The organism is Roseobacter sp. N2S (assembly GCF_031454055.1).
Lineage (GTDB): Bacteria > Pseudomonadota > Alphaproteobacteria > Rhodobacterales > Rhodobacteraceae > Amylibacter.
The window spans coordinates 89,611-107,601 of the sequence record NZ_JAVDQB010000010.1; the positions used below are offsets into that span (position 1 = coordinate 89,611).

The window sequence follows — 17,991 nt, forward strand, 5'->3', positions numbered from 1 at the left end:
TGTTTCTGCCCCGCAGGGCAATTTGCGGGGCAGAAAACAAAGAGGAGAGAGTTTTGGACCACGTGACCCCGACAGGAAGCGCGCCAGCGCGCCTGTATCGCATGCTTGATAAAACGCTGGAAACAATCGCAGTTGTGCTGATGCTTTGCGCAACCTGTGTGGTCGTGTTGCAGGTGTTTTGCCGCTATGTTTTGAACGCCTCATTGCCTTGGCCCGAGGAGGCTGCGCAGTTCTGTTTTGTGTGGGCCGTTTTCCTTGGCATGGCGGTGCTAAGCTTTCGCGATCGTCACATTGCAATTTCATTATTTGTACCAAAGATGTCGCTTAAGACACAGGCGTTCCACGGGCTGTTTCTGAAAGTGATGACCGTGATCGCCTGTATCATCCTTGTGATTCACGGCATTGATTTTATGAACCGCGCCATGCAGGTGATGCCCGCTTTGCGGGTGCCTTTGCGCTATTTGTTTATGGCGGTTCCTGTAGGTGGTGCAATCGGGCTGGTATTCCTAAGCGCCCCTGTGCGCGGATTTGCTTGGTGGAGCGGTGCTGCAACCCTGATCGTAGGGCTTGTGGGGTATTATGCCCTGCGTGAAGCAGGCGGCGCATTATTTGGCGAGGCCAGCAGCACAACCATCCTGATGATTGTGACTATGTTCCTGATCTTCGCGGAGGTCCCAATAGTCTATGCGCTGGTCATTGGATCATTCGCAGGTCTGACCCCGCTGCCACCTTTGATGCTGGTTACGATCACGCAAAACATGTCGGGCGCACTGAATTCATTCACATTGCTGGCAATTCCTTTCTTTATTCTGGCCGCTGCGGTGATGAATGTGGGCGGGATTACCGTACGGATCGTGGATCTGGCCTATCATCTGGTCGGCCATTTTCGCGGCGGTCTGGCGCAGGCCAATATCGTAACAAACGTCATGCTGGCAGGGGTGTCTGGCTCGTCTACTGCGGATGCATCGGCCACGGCTAAACTGCTGGTGCCCGAAATGGAAAAGCACGGTTATAGCCGTTCCTTTAGCTGCGCTTTGACAGCGGCATCCTCAACCTTGGCGAATATGATCCCGCCGGGGCTTGGCCTGATTATCTACGCGGCGCTTGCCTCTGTTTCTGTAGGTGCCTTGTTTGTTGGAACCATTTTACCCGGCCTGATGGTCGCGCTGGCGCTGTCTTTTGTGGCTTGGATCCTTTCCGTGCGCAAAGGGTTCGGCGGCACCAAAGAGCGGTCGAACAGATCAACGCGCTGGAGGTCCTTCTGGCTGGCAACCCCTGCTTTATGCCTGCCTGTTATGATCGTTGGCGGTGTGCGCTTTGGTATTTTCACAGCCACCGAAGCGGGCGCGATGGCCTTTGTCTTTGCCTTGTTCTGCGGCGCCGTTATCTATCGTGGCCTGACCGCCGCGAACCTGTCTGAAGCGTTTCGTGAGGCCGTAGAAGACACAGTTGCCGTTGCCGTCATTATCGCCGCTGCATCGCCTTTTGCTTGGATACTGACCTTTGAACAAACACCACAAAAGATCGCAGAATGGCTGGCGGCGCTGACTGGCAACAAATTCTTCCTGCTGCTGCTGATCAATCTGTTCCTGATCTTTGTGGGTCTGTTCATTGAAATGATTGCCGCCATGGTGATCTTGGTGCCCATTCTTGTGCCCGTGGTTATTGCCGCTGGTGTCGATCCGCTGCAATTCGGGATTATCATGGTGATGAACCTTGTCATCGGCGCGCTGACACCGCCTTTGGGGGTTCTTGTCTTTACCACAGCCCGTGTGGGCGGGGCACCTTCAACCTCGGTCTTTCGGGCAATCCTTCCCTTTATCGGCGCACAACTGATCGTGCTGATTCTGGTGACGATGATCCCGCAAATTACTCTGCTGCCGATCCAGTGGTTCGGTCCTTAAGGAACGCGATATGACAGATAAACCAATTGCCCGCCTTGCCGTGATCGGCCTTGGCATGGCCACCAAACCCCATCTCGACGCTTTAGCCGAACTTCGGGGCCGCGTTACCGTTTCGGGCGTCTACAACCGCAACCGCGCCAAAGCAGAAGCGGTGGAACAGGTGTTCGGATTTCCAGTGTTTGACAGCCTTGATGCCATCGCAGCGGACCCGAACACGGACGGTGTGATCATCGCAACCCCGCCAAACCAGCGGGCCGAGATCGTCAGCAAAATGGCGGCTGCGGGCAAACATGTTCTGATGGAAAAGCCGATTGAACGCACATTAAAGGCTGCACAGAATATTGTGGCGGAATGCGAAGCACAGGGCGTTCTTCTTGGCATCGTCTTTCAACACAGATTTCGCAAGGCTGCACTGCGGTTGCGTACCCTGATCGACGAAGGTGCATTGGGGGAACTGGCGCTGATACGTGCCGAAATTCCGTGGTGGCGGGACCAAGAGTATTACGATGTTCCGGGGCGTGGGACGCTTGCGCGGGATGGGGGCGGTGTTCTGATTTCACAGGCAATCCATGTTCTTGACCTGATGCTCAGCCTGACTGGACCCGCCAAATCGGTACAGGCTTTCACCGCAACAACCCGCATGCACCAAATGGAAACCGAAGACTTTGCGGTGGGCGGCATCCAGTTTGCCAGCGGTGCAGTCGGTTCTGCGGTAGCCACCACCGCCACCTATCCGGGCGAAGAAGAACGGTTGGTGCTGGATGGAACCTTGGGAACGGCAGTGTTGAAAGGTGGTCATCTGGCGGTAACGTGGCGGGATGGTCGTAGCGAAACTGTGGGCGATGTTTCAGGCACAGGCGGCGGGGCCGATCCGATGGCCTTTCCCTGTGACTGGCACCGCGATCTGATCGAAGACTTTGCCACCGCCATTCGTGACAAACGCCCGCCGCGTATTTCCGGACGCGAAGCCTTGCGGGTACACGCGCTGATTGATGCGCTGATCCGATCAGGTGCATCAGGCACAACGACCGAAGTCGGAGAGTATTGATGGAAAAGCCGCGTTTCGCCGCCCTTGGGATGGATCACCGCCACATCTATGGCATGTCCCAAGGTATGATCGACGCAGGGGCAGAACTGGCCGGATGGTGGACCGAAGGCGACCCCCAACCCATAGAGGGTTTCATAAAACGCTTTCCCGAAGTCCGCCGCGCAGAGGATTTGGAAACGATCTTGAGCGATCCCAGCATCCAATTGGTTTTGATTGCCTGCCGACCGGATAAACGGGCCGATTTGGCGATCAAAGCCATGTACGCGGGCAAGGACGTGATGGTGGATAAACCGGGCTGCATCAGCTTGGATGAAGTCGCACGATTGCGGGATGCTGTGCGCGAAACCGGGCGGATTTGGTCGGTTAATTTTTCTGAACGCTTTGAAGTCCCCGCCGTCACCGTTGCCTCTAATCTGGTGGCCGAGGGTGCAATTGGCGAAGTGATCCACACCACAGGTCTTGGCCCGCACCGCTTGAACGCACCAACCCGTCCGGACTGGTTTTTTGATGCAGCCAGCTATGGCGGCATTTTAACCGATATCGCTTCGCATCAGATTGAGCAATTTTTGCATCTGACGGGTAATGAAGACGCCGAAATCACACTGGCTACGGTCGGGAATTATGCCAATCCAGATCACCCGAAATTCGAAGACTTCGGCACTCTTGCACTGCGATCTGGCACCGCACAGGGTTTCATTCGCGTTGATTGGTATACCGCCGATGCATTGCCCAATTGGGGGGACGGACGTCTGTTCATCACGGGAACAAAGGGCACGATCGAGCTGCGTAAATATGTGGATGTGGACGGTCGTACTGGCGATAATCATTTGTTTTTAGTGACAAATGACGACTGTAAACACATCGACTGTTCGGATGCCCCGTTACCGTATTTCCACGATCTTCTGGTCGATATGAGCGCACGATCTGAAACCGCCTGTCCGCAATCCCGCACCTTCAGAGTTTGCGAACTGGCGATCCAAGCACAAGCAATGGCCACGCGGCTTTGACAGCTTTGGCCCCCAGAACAGACCCTATCCCCCTTTGAGCGGAGCCTAACTTGCCTGACCCCTTAAAAATCGCCTGCATCGGCGAGGCCATGATCGAACTGTCTTTCGACGGGGCCACTCCCTGTGTCAATTTCGCCGGAGACACGTTAAACACCGCCATCTATCTGCGCCGCAATCTTGGCATAAAACACGCGGTTTCATATGTTACCACGGTGGGCGTAGACAGTTTTTCTGATCGCTTGTTAGATTTTATCTCCGCCGAGGGGGTAGGGGTTGACGCCGTTACCCGACATCCCAGCCTAATTCCCGGACTTTATGCAATTGACACAGCACCAGACGGCGAGCGCTCTTTCCTTTATTGGCGCGAAAATTCAGCGGCGCGGGCGTTGTTTGCCGATGGCTTTGACAGCCTTGCCCCCTTTGATGTGATCTATTTCTCGGGGATCACACTGGCCATTCTGCCGGAAAACATCAGAACCGCATTTTTAAGTTGGCTGGACACCTCTGACAAAATAGTTGTTTTTGATTCAAATTATCGCCCGAAACTTTGGCCCGATGTTGCAACGGCACAATCCGCCATCAAAGCCGCTTGGCTGCGCACTAACATTGGGCTTCCGTCCGTGGACGATGAAATGGCGCTTTTTGGGGAAAACAGCGAACAAGCGGTCCTAAATCGTTTGAATAGCTGGGGCCTCACCTGCGGCGCGTTGAAACGGGGGGCTGCGGGGCCTTTGCCTTTGGACAAGGGGATCGTGATTTCCGAACCCTATCAAAAAGCCGCTTCAGTCATCGACACCACAGCGGCTGGCGACAGTTTTAACGGCGCGTTTCTTGGGGAATTTCTACAGAATGGGGATATTCCAACGGCACTAAAAACGGGCCATAACTGCGCCCTAGAGGTCATTGGAAAAAGAGGCGCAATTGTAAAGAGGCGTTAACGTCACCCACCTCGCATAATATAACTTATGTTAAATAGACCAAAGCAACGCAGAGCCGCCGCATAAATTATCACACTATGGATTTAGACCTTTGGCAGCCTGAACCACTATCATTGGTAGAATAAAAATTGAACCCTTATCAAGGGAATAGATCAACCCTTTCTCTTGCAGAACTGGAACGAAGTCTTAAGGTAAATCTGTAAATTCCCGCTATCGCTTTGGGTGGGATCAACTTATTTTTCAAGAGGGACACATGACAACCTTAACGATTCCAGGAACCCGAGTAGATTTTGTAAATGGCGATCCATCCGCCGTAGGGCCTGGTGAAGGCTCACTCATTGTTCCAAATACATCTGCTGCAAATTTTTCTTACACGATTACTGGCCGCAGCAGTGACGGTATTGCCATCATCGATATCAAAGACAAGATCGTACAGGTGTTGTTTGACGGTCAGGACTTGGAAAATGCACCATCGGTGCAGGACTCCGATATGCTGATTGCCAAAGTGACTTGGTCCGCGGGCACAAGCGTTATTTTGATTGCCAGCTTTGAAACCGGTAATAATTCCGACACAGAGTATTATTTTGTTCTGGATGGCCCTGCCCTTCCTGCTGTGACAACGCCTGCGGACTGGAACGCTTTTGATGACACGATTACCGGGCTTGCCGATCCCTCGGGTGCTTTCGGTCAGGGCTCTACCATTTCATTTTTGGCAATTGATGGTACGACCACCACCGAAGAGGACGAGTTTATCGGAACCTCTGGTCAGGACCGTCTGAACGGCGGGATTGGCGACGATTACTTCTTTAGCTCTGACGGTAAAGACGTCTACATTGGCGGCAAAGGCTTTGACCAAGTGGCCTTTAATCATGACCCTGGTGGCGTTACTGCCAACCTGAAGTCGGGCACAGCAACCGATGGCTGGGGTAAGACCGACACCTTGAAAAGCATTGAAATGCTGCGTGGATCGTCCTTTGCCGACAGTCTGATTGGCAACGGTAGCCGCAATATCATTCGTGGTCTGGAGGGTGACGACACGCTAAATGGCGCAGGCGGCCGCGACGAGGTTCGCTACGATCGGGACGACCGCTACGGCGGGACAGACGGGGTAACTGTCAATTTGGCCAAAGGCTTTGCAATTGACGGTTTTGGTGACCGCGACAAGCTGAAAAATTTCGAAGATGTCCGCGGCTCAGAATCCGCCGACAAGATCATTGGCAACGGCGGCAGGAATGAGCTGGAAGGCGAAGGTGGAAATGACAACTTGCTGGGTCAAAGCGGCAGGGACGTGCTTTTTGGTGGTCAGGGCCGTGACAAATTGGACGGCGGAACCGGCAATGATATTCTGAACGGGGATGGCGGCGCGGACAAATTCGTCTTTAAGGGCAACTTTGGCGACGACACCATCACCGACTTCTCAACTGCTGGAAAGCGAGAAAAGATCGATCTGTCTTCAATCAACGAAATTAAAAACTTCCGCGATCTGAACAACAATCACCTTTCAGAAAACGGTGACGGGGATGCCGTTATCACGGACAACGATGACAATACCATCACCCTAGAGAATATCTCGATTACCGATCTATCGGCGAACGATTTCATCTTTTAACTAAGTGAAATAACGCGCGGGCCGGTTTCAAGGCCCGCGCGTTTCATCACGTCAGCGCCTTTCAGCACAAACCTGATCATACTATCAGGCATTTCAATATCCAGATTGGCTGCAAAACCCGAAATCGTGCCAAGTTAATCGCTTTGTGCAACACCATTCATGGCCAAGCCGTTGCTGTCCTTTTTAGTTTTCCATAAGTTACGTTCGATATGAAATGCTGGTGCTGATCGCCTCAAACGGGCGCAGGTGCTGCCCTGCGCACCAAAAGCGCGCAAAGTGCCAGACCTATGATGCCAATTGACGCAAGGACGACAACCGCCCAGCCAAGCCCTGTAACGACCAATCCCGCCGCGAAAGCGCAAACCGTTGATACAAGCGCGATGATCGTGTCATTCACCCCCTGCACCGCTGATTTCTCGGTATCTGTGACCGCAGTGGCCAACAGGTTTGTGGCCCCGATGAAGCTAAAGTTCCATCCGACCCCAAGTAAAATCAACGACCCGTAAAAATGCGCCGAAGACAGGCCCGCCACGGCTGCAAGTGCAGCAATGCCCAAGATCACCAAGCCTGACATCGCAATACGCTCTGTTCCCAACCATTTGATTAAAAATCCCGTCACAAAACTTGGGGCGAACATTGCAACCACATGCCAGCGGATCACATCGCCCGCGACAGTTTCGCTAAACCCGCAGCCCAACATCGCAACCGGTGTCGGGATCATCATGAAAATCATCACGCCTTGGGAAATCGCCGCGATGGCAACGGCCCGCCGCACCGGTCCACGCCGCAACACGGCAAAGGACGCAAATCGTCTGGCACGCGGGCCAGTTTTCGCCACAGGTGGCTTTGGGATTCGCACCAGTGCCAGCGGCCCCAATCCAACACAGATCACAGCAATAAGGGCCAGATAAGCCCCCGCCAATGGAATCGGCGCAAGCGCGTCTTTGGCCATGATAAATATCTGCGGCCCGCCGATAGCGGCCACTAGGCCTGAGGTCAGCATCAGCGAAATCGCAACCGGTTGCCAGTCAGGGCTGACCACCTCGGCGGCAGCAAAGCGGAAATATTGGAACGAGGATAACGCTGCCCCAAGAATAAAATGCCCCAAGCACAACAAAGCGAAACTGCCCGTGATCAGGGCCACAGCACCAATCCCCGCGCCGATCAGCGCCAATATACCGCCCCCGGCAAAGCCTGCCCTACGACCAAATCGTCCCATCAGCACCGAAAAAGGCGCGGCGGCTAACAATCCGGCAAGCGTTTGAACCGAAGCGGGCAGCGTGACCAGCGCCGTATTCGGAGCCAAGAGCAATCCGGTCAAGCCACCCAGAATAAGCAACATTGGCATAGCAAACCCAAGAATTGTATTGGCCAGAAGCAGGCCGATAAAATTCCCGTTTCTGCTGAACATCGCAATTGGCATTTGTTAAATTCCTCTTTGTCAGGGTTGACACATTCATCTATAGGGCCGAACGTTTATGTCTAAAATGACAATTGAGTATCAAAAATGGACAACTCCATCGGCCCCCGTAAAATTGATATCCTACTCTTTGACGGGGTGAACCTGTTGGACGTAGCGGGGCCGGTGCAGGCTTTTGAAGCTGCGAATTTCGGGGGTCACAACCGATACCAGACCCGTTTTCTATCCCTTGACGGGCAGCCCGTGCGTGCATCGTGTGGGATGCGGCTGATTGCAGATGCCAAACTCGCCCCTGCTGCCAAAGGTGCTGACCTTTTGATCCCCGGCGGGCAGGGCGTTGATGCATTGATCGACAACAGCTCTCTGCATCACATCATCCAGAACCGCGCAAGGTCTGAAGGACGGTTGATCTCGGTTTGCTCTGGAGCTTTAGTCTTGGCAGCGGCTGGTGTTCTGGACGGTATCCGTGCAACGACACATTGGTCACGGGCAGAAGACACCCGAAATTACCCTAATGTTTCTTGGGACTTAGATCGCATCAGCATCACCCAAGGCAAGTTTCATACCTCTGCTGGTGTTACCACGGGCATTGATCTGGCTCTTGCTCTTATTCAGGTAGATTGTGGGTCCAGCGTGGCCCTTTCAGTTGCCCGTGAACTTGTTGTGCAACTGCGGCGCACGGGCGGGCAAAGCCAATATGCGTTCCATCTGGCAGGGCAATTCGCAAAGGGAGAGGTCCTGACCCAGCTTATTGAAAAGATCGTAGCAGCCCCGCATCTGGATTGGACGCTTGAGGCTTTGGCGGAGGAGGCGGGGATGAATGCGCGCACGCTAACCCGACGGTTCAAGCGCGACACCAATGAAACCCCTGCCCAGTTCGTGGAAAAAGTACGCGTCGATCACGCCCGCAGTCTTCTGTCAGGGAAACAGCCCTTAAAACAAGTGGCGGTTGACAGCGGCTTTGGCGACCTCCAGCGCATGCGGCGGGCATTCCAACGGCGGTTCGGCGTTCATTTAAGCGACTATCGCAATATGTTTGCGTGAAATTTGTTCTTGACCTCAAGTTAACTTGAACTCGTATCAAAGAGCCAGTTTTACCATTTCAGGATATCAAAATGCGAATTTCAAAACGGAAATATGCCATTACTGGTGCCGGGCGCGGGCTTGGGGCTGCTCTGGCTATCATCATGGCCGACGAAGGGGCGCAGCTTGTTCTGCTAGGGCGTGCAAAACCAGCACTTCAAACCACAGCAGACGCAATCCTGCAAAGAAGCGGACAGCAGTTTGAAACGGTTGTCTGTGATCTTGCCGATCGGGACAGTTGTTCTGCTGCGGGTCAACATTTAGCCCGCGCGCATCCTGATCTGGATGGCGTGATCCACAACGGTGCCATGTGGTTGTCCGGCCCAATGGAGCACCTTAGCGACATTGAAATTGAAACCTGCATCGGATCAGCGGCCATCGGGTCGTTGATCCTGACCCGCCATCTTTTGCCAAACCTTGTCGCAAGACAGAGTGCCGACATTCACATGGTGGTTTCGACCAGCGGATTGCTAAACCTGCCATTGGATAGCGTGTCAGTGCCGTTCAAAGCCGCCAAATTCGCACAGGCAGGACTGGTGCAAGGCTTGGCAGATGAACTGGCGGACACAAATGTCCGGGTCACTGCCGTTTTCCCTGGCGACTTTGACAACCTTTCGCCCCTTGATCCGGCCTGGACCGCCCCTGCCCTGCCAGACCATCAACTTTGCTGCCGCGAGGTGATTGAAGCGATCCTTTTTATTCTGAACCTGCCCCCGTCGGTGACCATCCCTTCTTTGGTGATTGAGTGATTTTAATAAGAATTATCTTCACAATTCATATCTTTGGGAAAACAAAGTTCGCGCAATAAGATAAATAGTGATCGACATAATAAGATAATATATGTACAGCTCTAAAAGATAAATAATGATCAGCGCAATACCATAAAAATTGAACCCGATATGGCAACAATATCTGAAAAGCTCGCCGACGCCCTTGAAGCCCTGAATGCGCTGCAAGATTCAGGACAAGTCGCCATACGTTCGGCAGATCTTTCGCGGACCCATCGTGAGCGGTTGATGAAAGCAGGCTTTCTTAAAGAAATTATTAAGGGCTGGTACATTCCCTCCCGCCCCGATGAACGGCTGGGGGAAAGCACGGCTTGGTATACCTCATTTTGGGGATTTTGCGCGCAGTATCTGACGGAACGCTTCGGGGAGGATTGGTCCTTATCCCCAGAACAATCTTTGATGCTGCACGCAGGCGACACAACTGTGCCACGGCAGCTTTTGGTGCGGGCTTTGAAGGCTGGTAACAAGAACACCGATTTCCCCCACAACACCTCGCTCTTTGAAAGCCGCACGACAATTGCAAACGGCGAAGCCTTGACGCTGAAGGACGGGTTGCGTCTGTTTGCGTTGGAAGACGCGCTTATCACTGTCCCAGAGGCGTTCTTCAAGAACAATGCAACCGAAGCCCGCACAGTACTGGCGATTATTCCGGATGCTTCGGCTCTTCTGGCCAAACTTCTGGACGGCGGGCACACCCGCGCGGCCGGGCGTCTTTCAGGTGCGTTTCGCAGCATTGGCAGCCCGAAAATTGCCGATGAAATCCTGTCGGCAATGAAAGCTGCGGATCATGACGTCCGAGAGGTCAATCCATTCGCGCAGTCCATAAAAGTGGCCCATGCAGGTCGGGTCACATCACCCCATGTGCATCGCATCCGATTGAAATGGGACAAGATGCGCGCGCAGGTTATCGCACTGATGCCCCCAGCCCAGCCTCTTTCAAACGACCCTGATATCTATCTGAAAGCGATGGACGACATCTATGTGACCGATGCCTATCATTCCCTGTCGATCGAAGGCTATCGGGTGTCACCAGACCTGATTGAAAAGGTGCGCCACGGCAACTGGAACCCTGACGATGATCCCCAAGACCGCGCATTAAAGGACACCCTTGCCGCGCGGGGCTATTGGGAGGCCTTTCAGCGGGTGCGCGAAACTGTGCGCACCGTTTTGCAAGGCAGGGACGCGGGCGAAAGCGTCGAAGCTGATCTCAGTGATTGGTATCGCAGTTTATTCGCACCATCCGTGGCAGCGGGCATCTTGAAAGCCTCCCATCTGGCGGGATATCGCAACTCCCCTGTCTACATCCGCCAATCCCAGCATGTGCCAATGGGCGTCGAAGCGGTGCGCGAATGTATGCCGGTTTTCTTTGAACTGCTGCGCGCGGAACAGGATGCCAACGTGCGGGTGGTTCTAGGCCATTTAATTTTTGTTTTCATCCATCCCTATATTGACGGGAACGGACGCATGGCGCGTTTCTTGATGAATGTGATGATGGCTGCGGCGGGGCGGCCTTGGACGGTGATCCACGTCAATGACCGCGACGCCTATATGGCCAGTTTGGAAACCGCCAGCGTTGAAGAAAACATCGAACCCTTTGCAGCCTTTATCACAAAAACAATGGACCGGAATGCAGGGGAATAACTAGGCCTTAAAGCCTTACGCCGACCTAAGAAGTTCAACCTTACTAAAATCGTTCACCGCAAGATCTGTGGGTTTAATCATAAAATACAACCTGACAAAGCCCAGATATGAAATACCTGTCTAAGAAAGGCACCGTGTCCACACCGTGCCCGCGCCGCGTTTCACAGCATCGCCGCGTCAAGGCATTCCTTTTGACGCGGCGACTGAATTTACGGGTTTGCGGTGTGGCGCATTACCCGTGTTTGACAGGCCGCTAAAACGGATAGTGTCCCGGTTTGCTGGTGACGGTTGTCAGACGGATTTCTGTGAAATCCTCAACCGCATAGTGGCCCGAACGCCCCCAACCTGAATCCTTCACCCCGCCATTGGGCAATGAGGCCTCGCCGGCCATGGTTGCGCCATTCACATGAACGATGCCTGTGTCAAACCGCTGCGCCATGTCCAATCCCCTTGCCGCATTGCCTGTCATGATCGCTGCACTTAGCCCGTAGGGCGTGTCTTGCGCATCGGCCAACGCCTGTTCAGGATCGTCAAAAGCTTCGACCACCAAAAGCGGGCCGAAGGTTTCGTCGCAGCCTTGGGTGGCCAGCACATCTTGGGGGACGTTCGCCAGAATGGTCGGTTGGAAAACCCGCCCGTCACAGCTGCCGCCCGTCACCAAACGCGCGCCTTTTGATAGGGCTTCGGCCAGACGTTCCTTGGTCTGGGCCACCGCGCGGTCATTGATCAGCGGGCCGATCACGACGCCCGCTTCCAGCGGATCGCCGGCCTTTAGGCTATTGGTACGCGCGGCCAGACGATCCAGAAACGCATCGTGGATTTCGCGCGCCACATAGACTTTGCGGGTGTTCATACAGATTTGACCCTGATGGAAAAACGCCCCGAAATTCACCGCCTTGGCGGCTTCGTCCAGATCCGCATCCGCCAAGATAATCATCGGGTTGAATCCACCCAATTCCAGCACCATCCGCTTCAGCGTCTGCCCAGCCCTCGCGCCAAGTATTCGTGCGGTTTTATCCGAGCCGGTGAAGTTGATGCTGCGCACCGCACGGCTTTCGAAAAACGCATCCGCAATCGGTTCGGCCTGACGTGGCGCATGGGTCACAACATTGAAACTGCCAGCGGGAAAGCCGGCTTCTTCAAGTATTTCAGCATGTAACAGACCCGCCGACAAAGGGGCCTCTTCCGAGGGTTTGATTACCACCGTGTTGCCAAAAGCCATCGGCAGCACAAAGGTGCGCCAGCCCAGATAAAACGCACCGTTCCAAGGGGTGAACCCCGCCACCACGCCCAGCGGTTTGCGGGCCACCATAGCCATTCGGCCAGGCGTGTCACTTTTCAGCAAGTCCCCGTAGGGCAGATAGCCCCAAGACGCGGCCTGCCGCATCAGATTGGCCGAAAGACGCACCTGAAAAGACGCAAATGCACGGGCGGTACCCGCCTCGACCGCCATCAAATGCACCGCGTCATCATGGCGGCGTTCGGTAATGTCGGCGGCTTTCAGAAACAGGCTTTGGCGCTCTCCCGGGGTCATGGCGGCCCAAGCAGGAAAGGCGGCATGGGCCGCGGCCACCGCAGCATCCCCTTCCGCACGGCCCCCCGCAGCGATGCTGGCAATCACTTCGCCTGTCAAAGGATTACAGTCGTCAAACGTGTTGTCACTTTCGGGCGACCATTGGCCGTTGATGAAGTGGGTTGTGCGGAACGCAGGTGCATGTGTCATCATCTTCTCCGGTCTGATCAAAGGCTAGTGGGGTCGATGGAAAGCCCTGCGCTGGTCAACGCGGAAATTTCCCGTTCCAGCATCCGCTGAAACGACGGACGCGCCCGCACGCGGCTGGCGTGTTCGGCAATTGCAGGAAAATTATCCGCGGGAAAACCGCCCTTTTTCGCCGTATCCACCACCCAGTACAGATAGGTGTCCACAATCGACCAATCCGCCCCATACCACCACGTACCACCAGACAGGCGGCTTTCTATATAGTCGCATTCCTTGGTCAGTTTCTGGATACCATCGGTGCGGATATTGGCGGTTTGCGCAGGGTCCGTCGCAGTGGTCCATTTGTGCGGCGCCCGTATCTGGCGCACCATCGGGTGCAGCATGCCGCCACACCAGATAAGATCGCTTAGCCCTTGCGCATCGTCCATGGCTTGCCCTGTCCGAGGCAACAGTTTTGCCGTTGGATTTTCCAGATGCAGATAGTGCAGGATCGCTGCGTTTTCCGTCAGGGTTTTCGCCCCTACCGCCAGTGCAGGCACTTTGGATTTGCGGTTCATCGCCAGATAGTCCGGCGCATATTGCGCCTGTGCCATAATGTCGATCCAGCGGTCCTCATAGGGCGCGCCGATCTCTTCAAGGGCTGTCATTGTGACCCGCGAACAGACGCCGGGATAACTGAAAATTAGGGGCAAAGTCATAGGGAGTCCTTACTTGGGGGTTATCTGGGCACGCTTCTGCGCCCCGGAGTTAACCCGTTGATTTTATGAATGATACTATCGGCATCTATGCCAAAGTGACGGTAGAGATCGGTGATGGTTCCGGTCTGACCAAAGTGTTCGACACCCAGCGGAATGGTCTGGTGGCCGTGAACCGAACCCAGCCAAGACAGCGTTGCGGGATGGCCGTCGATCACGGTCAACAAACGGCAATGGGACGGCAGGGTTTCCAGCAACCGTTCCACATGGCTAGAGGCATCCGCCTGACCATGGGCCCGCGCACGCTGGGCCGCTGTCCAGCCTGCATTCAAACGATCAGCCGAGGTGACAGCCAGAACGCCAATGTCGCGGCGGTGCTCGCCTATAGTGCCTGCTGCGCGAATTGCCTCGGGGGCGACAGCCCCTTGATAGGCAATCACCAACTCGCAGTTCGGGCCGGGTTTGCGCAGCCAATACGCGCCGTCAATTGCACCCTGCCGCCAGTCCTCATCGGGGCGTTGTGTGGGTTGTTCCACAGGGTTGGTGGACAGGCGCAAATAGACCGAGCCACCCGTTTCGTCGCGCAACCATGTCCGCGCATCCGGTTCCCCCGAACCGTCCCGCTGAAGATAGCCAAAGGCCCATTCCATAATCGCGGCAAGTTCATCTGCGAATGCTGGTTCAAACGCGGCAAGCCCGTCCTGACTCATCCCGATCAACGGCGTCCCGATGGATTGATGTGCCCCGCCTTCAGGGGCCAGCGTCACCCCCGAGGGCGTGCCCACAACCATAAACCGCGCGTCCTGATAACAGGCATAATTCAACGCATCCAAGCCGCGCACAACAAAAGGATCGTACAGCGTTCCAATAGGAATCAGACGTTTGCCAAACAGGGATTCCGCCAGCCCCGCAGCCCCTAGCAGCAGGAACAGGTTCATCTCGGCAATGCCCAGTTCTATATGCTGGCCTTCGGGGGTGAATTCCCATTTCGCGGTCGACGGTATGCGATGTTCAATAAAGGCATCCGCCTGCGCCTTGCGGGCGAACAGCTTGCGGCGGTTCACCCAAGGGCCAAGGTTGGTTGTGCCCGTCACATCGGGCGACATGGTGACAATCCGCTCTGCCAGATCGCTGCTGCCTTTGGACAGATCGTCGAGGATTTTACCAAAGGCCATTTGGGTCGAAATCTCGCGATCCGAGGTCAATGCGATGTTTGGCACTGGAAGCAGGCTGTCAGAATAGCGGCGGCGGCCATTGGCAAAAAACGAGGTTTTATCAAGCAAATTTTGCAACCCTGACACATCCTCTACGGTCGCGAATTTTTCCCATTCCTCCCCTTCAGGCACGCCCATGCGGGTCTGCCAATCCGCCATCTGCGCCTTGGTCATCAACCCGCCGTGGTTGTCTTTATGCCCTGCAATCGGCGTGCCCCAACCCTTGATCGTATAGGCCAGAAAACAGGTGGGGCGGTCATCGACCACGCTGGCAAAAACCTGTGCCATTGTGTCCACACAGTTGCCGCCAAGGTTTTCCATCAATGCGGCCAGTTCGTCATCCGTGCGGCTGTCCACCAGCGCAGTCACTGGCCCCTGATCGCCCAGATCATCCATCAAACGTTTGCGCCAGACAGCGCCGCCCTGATAGGTCAATGCGGAATATTGCTGGTTCGGACAGGCGTCGATCCAGTCCCGCAACGCAGCCCCGCCGGGTTCGGCAAAAGCCGCCTGTTGTAAGGCCCCGTATTTGATGCGGATCACAGTCCAGCCAAAGGCTTCGAATATCTTTTCGATCCGTTCAAACAGACCTTCACGCACCACACCGTCAAGGGACTGGCGGTTGTAATCAATGATCCACCAGCAATTGCGCAGATCGTTTTTCCAACCCTCTTGCAGGGCCTCGTAGATATTGCCTTCGTCCAGTTCAGCATCACCCACAAGGGCCACATGGCGGCCAAGTTTCAGATCACTGCCCCAGCTTTTTGCGGCAATATAATCCTGTACGATCGAACCGAAGGCCGTGATCGCAACCCCCAGCCCGACCGAACCTGTAGAGTAATCCACATCGTCCACATCCTTGGTCCGGCTGGGATAGGACTGCACCCCGCCAAAGCCGCGAAAGTTCTTCATCTTTTCCAGTGTTTGATTGCCCATCAGATATTGCATCGCATGGAAAATCGGCGAGGCATGGGGCTTTACCGCCACGCGGTCCTCTGGCTTAAGCGCCGAAAAATACAGCGCCGTCAGAATTGACACCATAGAGGCAGAACTGGCCTGATGTCCCCCAACCTTAATCCCGTCCTCTTTGGGCCGAATGTGATTTGCGTGGTGGATCATCCAGTGGGACAACCACAAAAGGCGGGTTTCAAGAGTCTTTAAATGGGCTGTGTCGGCATGTGTCATAAGCGAACCTCTGTGTGTTTCCGGTGGTGCATTTGGCGCGACACTACAGCCAATCTTTTGAAGTTTTTCACTATATCCATCGCCATTCTGGATAAACTATGGTGATAATCGTCAAGAACTGAGGGAATCATAATGACAATCGCCAAGCTGGATTCTTACGATATCGGCATCATCAACGCGCTTCAAACCAACGGACGCGCCTCGATCAATGACCTTGCCGAACAGGTCAATCTTAGCCCTTCTCCGGTGGCCCGTAGATTGCGGATTCTTGAAGAAGACGGCATCATCACAGGCTACGCCGCCCTGATCGACGAGGCCGCTTTGGGCTATGAATTTTCGGTCTTTGTTTCGGTTAAACTGGACCGCCAAGTGGATGACGCATTGGCCCAATTCGAAGCCGCCGTGCGCAGTTTCCCCGAGGTGGTAGACTGCTGGCTGATGACTGGAAACCGCGATTACCTGTTGCGCATCGCCACCCGCGGGCCTGCGGATTTCGAACGGTTCCTGACCGGATCTTTCACCAAGGTTCCCGGTGTCGCTTCCATCGAAAGCTCGATCCCGCTGCGCCGAGTAAAAGCGGGTTTGTCTCGTACTTTGGACAGGTAAAAGACTCGCATTTTGCATCACACACCCGCGGGTTTTTGCGGCGCAAGCCGTGCTGAGGGAAAGTTAAGAATGGCGGATTGCAAGGCTGGTATTTCACACAGACGCGCGTAATAAGCAGCCACATTTGGCAGATGATTTTCTTGCCATAAATGCCCCTGCCCCACGTCTTCGGTGCGGATCAGTTCCGCCCCCCAAAACAGATCAGCCATGGTCACGCAGGCACCGAACAGCCACGGGCCTGTGCCAGCTGCAAGGCGGCTTTCCAAACCATTCAGCGCGTCAATAACGGCTTGGCGGGCCTGTTTTAAAGCGGGCTGGTCGAACAATTTTTCAGCGGCATATTGCTCTTTGGCGCGCTTTGCTGCGTACGCGGCGCGCAACACAGGATCGTTCCCATGGGTCGCCAAAAGAGCGTCACACCGTGCGACTTTGCTGGCCGCAAAGGCATTGTCCTGGGCTGTTTTTGGCACCACCCGAACCGCGAGATTTTGGTAATTCGGCAAGTCATCGACCACGGCCAATTCACCCAGGATCGCGTTTTTCAAAGCCGCAGGTATCAGCTTATCACCCGCAACACCGCCATCCAATGCCAGACAAATCCGCAAGGAATCCACCGTCACAGCGCCTGTACTGGCCTCAACCAAAGTTGGCACAACGCAGCCGTCGCAGCCGCCGGATTGAACCGAAGTGGTCCCAAGATGCTGATCCGCCATCGGCCCGCCAAGACTGGCACAGCCCACCATCCGCATCCGAACATAATCAGGATCATAGGTTTCACCCGTAAATATATCCAGCAGATGAGAGCTGTGGGGAATTTGGTGGAAAGCCAAAACCGCCCGCACTTTTTGCGAGCAGATGGAATTGGGCGCATGGAAAAAATGGTAAATAGGCGCGGCTTCTGTGCCCACCATCACGCCGGGGAATTTATTAAAAAGATCGTTGAAGTCTGTTTGATGGCTCTGTGTGTTCATGGCTGCTTCCTCCCGTGGTGCAATGCTGTTTTCGGCTGTGTCTGGGTTGAAATTATAGCAGCCCCGGCGCAGGCAACAATAGATTTAGTATAATATAATGTATTATTATTGACCAATCCCTGCAACCGCACTAGATCAGTCAGGAAACTTGCCCGTGCAGGG

At 54.7% G+C, this 17,991-nt stretch carries 14 protein-coding genes; 9 read left to right on the forward strand and 5 right to left on the reverse strand.

What is annotated here, in order from left to right:
- Positions 1 to 62 precede the first annotated feature (62 nt).
- The 5 genes from GGE09_RS19025 to GGE09_RS19045 all read left to right on the forward strand — a co-directional run bounded on the left by GGE09_RS19025 (position 63) and on the right by GGE09_RS19045 (position 6,506).
- Entirely contained in the window at positions 63 to 1,904 is a 1,842-nt protein-coding gene (locus tag GGE09_RS19025; RefSeq protein WP_309747823.1) for a TRAP transporter large permease subunit, read from the forward strand.
- A gap of 10 nt (positions 1,905 to 1,914) precedes the next feature.
- On the forward strand, positions 1,915 to 2,952 hold the full coding sequence (locus GGE09_RS19030; protein ID WP_309747771.1) for a Gfo/Idh/MocA family oxidoreductase: 1,038 nt from the start codon (positions 1,915 to 1,917) through the stop codon (positions 2,950 to 2,952).
- Positions 2,952 to 3,959, forward strand: coding sequence for a Gfo/Idh/MocA family oxidoreductase (locus GGE09_RS19035; protein WP_309747772.1), 1,008 nt, complete (start codon positions 2,952 to 2,954; stop codon positions 3,957 to 3,959). Before GGE09_RS19030 ends, GGE09_RS19035 begins: the two co-directional genes overlap by 1 nt.
- A 50-nt stretch (positions 3,960 to 4,009) precedes the next feature.
- Positions 4,010 to 4,897, forward strand: a complete 888-nt coding sequence (locus GGE09_RS19040) for a sugar kinase (protein WP_309747773.1) — start codon at positions 4,010 to 4,012, stop codon at positions 4,895 to 4,897.
- Positions 4,898 to 5,150: 253 nt separating this feature from the next.
- Positions 5,151 to 6,506, forward strand: a complete 1,356-nt coding sequence (locus GGE09_RS19045) for a calcium-binding protein (protein WP_309747774.1) — start codon at positions 5,151 to 5,153, stop codon at positions 6,504 to 6,506.
- A 232-nt stretch (positions 6,507 to 6,738) separates the two neighbouring features.
- On the opposite strand, the gene GGE09_RS19050 is transcribed toward GGE09_RS19045, so the two are convergent.
- Positions 6,739 to 7,929 (reverse strand): MFS transporter, encoded by a 1,191-nt coding sequence (locus tag GGE09_RS19050; RefSeq protein ID WP_309747776.1) that lies wholly within the window; start codon positions 7,927 to 7,929, stop codon positions 6,739 to 6,741.
- A gap of 84 nt (positions 7,930 to 8,013) precedes the next feature.
- Here GGE09_RS19050 and GGE09_RS19055 point away from each other — a divergent pair, with 84 nt between their 5' ends.
- From GGE09_RS19055 to GGE09_RS19065, 3 genes are all read left to right on the forward strand, one after another.
- Positions 8,014 to 8,970, forward strand: coding sequence for a DJ-1/PfpI family protein (locus GGE09_RS19055; protein WP_309747777.1), 957 nt, complete (start codon positions 8,014 to 8,016; stop codon positions 8,968 to 8,970).
- A 71-nt stretch (positions 8,971 to 9,041) separates the two neighbouring features.
- Positions 9,042 to 9,758: an SDR family oxidoreductase gene (locus tag GGE09_RS19060; RefSeq protein WP_309747778.1), complete on the forward strand. Its 717-nt coding sequence runs from the start codon at positions 9,042 to 9,044 to the stop codon at positions 9,756 to 9,758.
- A gap of 150 nt (positions 9,759 to 9,908) precedes the next feature.
- Positions 9,909 to 11,438, forward strand: a complete 1,530-nt coding sequence (locus tag GGE09_RS19065) for a Fic family protein (protein ID WP_309747779.1) — start codon at positions 9,909 to 9,911, stop codon at positions 11,436 to 11,438.
- Positions 11,439 to 11,691: 253 nt separating this feature from the next.
- Here GGE09_RS19065 and GGE09_RS19070 read toward each other — a convergent pair whose 3' ends face one another.
- Genes GGE09_RS19070 through GGE09_RS19080 form a run of 3 tightly spaced genes read right to left on the reverse strand, consistent with a single transcriptional unit; the run spans position 11,692 to position 16,252 of the window.
- Positions 11,692 to 13,161 (reverse strand): aldehyde dehydrogenase family protein, encoded by a 1,470-nt coding sequence (locus tag GGE09_RS19070; RefSeq protein ID WP_309747780.1) that lies wholly within the window; start codon positions 13,159 to 13,161, stop codon positions 11,692 to 11,694.
- Positions 13,162 to 13,178: 17 nt separating this feature from the next.
- Positions 13,179 to 13,856 (reverse strand): glutathione S-transferase family protein, encoded by a 678-nt coding sequence (locus GGE09_RS19075; RefSeq protein WP_309747781.1) that lies wholly within the window; start codon positions 13,854 to 13,856, stop codon positions 13,179 to 13,181.
- A gap of 20 nt (positions 13,857 to 13,876) precedes the next feature.
- Positions 13,877 to 16,252, reverse strand: a complete 2,376-nt coding sequence (locus GGE09_RS19080) for a transketolase (protein ID WP_309747782.1) — start codon at positions 16,250 to 16,252, stop codon at positions 13,877 to 13,879.
- A 132-nt stretch (positions 16,253 to 16,384) separates the two neighbouring features.
- Here GGE09_RS19080 and GGE09_RS19085 point away from each other — a divergent pair, with 132 nt between their 5' ends.
- Complete coding sequence (locus GGE09_RS19085; RefSeq protein ID WP_309747783.1) at positions 16,385 to 16,858, forward strand: Lrp/AsnC family transcriptional regulator; 474 nt, start codon at positions 16,385 to 16,387, stop codon at positions 16,856 to 16,858.
- Positions 16,859 to 16,875: 17 nt separating this feature from the next.
- Here GGE09_RS19085 and GGE09_RS19090 read toward each other — a convergent pair whose 3' ends face one another.
- Positions 16,876 to 17,829, reverse strand: coding sequence for a glutathione S-transferase family protein (locus tag GGE09_RS19090; RefSeq protein WP_309747784.1), 954 nt, complete (start codon positions 17,827 to 17,829; stop codon positions 16,876 to 16,878).
- Between the last annotated feature and the right edge of the window lie 162 nt (positions 17,830 to 17,991).

Coding starts and splice junctions, on each gene's coding strand:
- GGE09_RS19090 (WP_309747784.1), bottom strand. CDS start 17,829: ATGAACACACAGAGCCATCAAACAGACTTCAACGATCTTTTTAATAAA.
- GGE09_RS19070 (WP_309747780.1), bottom strand. CDS start 13,161: ATGACACATGCACCTGCGTTCCGCACAACCCACTTCATCAACGGCCAA.
- GGE09_RS19050 (WP_309747776.1), bottom strand. CDS start 7,929: ATGCCAATTGCGATGTTCAGCAGAAACGGGAATTTTATCGGCCTGCTT.
- GGE09_RS19060 (WP_309747778.1), top strand. CDS start 9,042: ATGCGAATTTCAAAACGGAAATATGCCATTACTGGTGCCGGGCGCGGG.
- GGE09_RS19055 (WP_309747777.1), top strand. CDS start 8,014: ATGGACAACTCCATCGGCCCCCGTAAAATTGATATCCTACTCTTTGAC.
- GGE09_RS19080 (WP_309747782.1), bottom strand. CDS start 16,252: ATGACACATGCCGACACAGCCCATTTAAAGACTCTTGAAACCCGCCTT.
- GGE09_RS19065 (WP_309747779.1), top strand. CDS start 9,909: ATGGCAACAATATCTGAAAAGCTCGCCGACGCCCTTGAAGCCCTGAAT.
- GGE09_RS19075 (WP_309747781.1), bottom strand. CDS start 13,856: ATGACTTTGCCCCTAATTTTCAGTTATCCCGGCGTCTGTTCGCGGGTC.
- GGE09_RS19085 (WP_309747783.1), top strand. CDS start 16,385: ATGACAATCGCCAAGCTGGATTCTTACGATATCGGCATCATCAACGCG.
- GGE09_RS19035 (WP_309747772.1), top strand. CDS start 2,952: ATGGAAAAGCCGCGTTTCGCCGCCCTTGGGATGGATCACCGCCACATC.
- GGE09_RS19045 (WP_309747774.1), top strand. CDS start 5,151: ATGACAACCTTAACGATTCCAGGAACCCGAGTAGATTTTGTAAATGGC.
- GGE09_RS19030 (WP_309747771.1), top strand. CDS start 1,915: ATGACAGATAAACCAATTGCCCGCCTTGCCGTGATCGGCCTTGGCATG.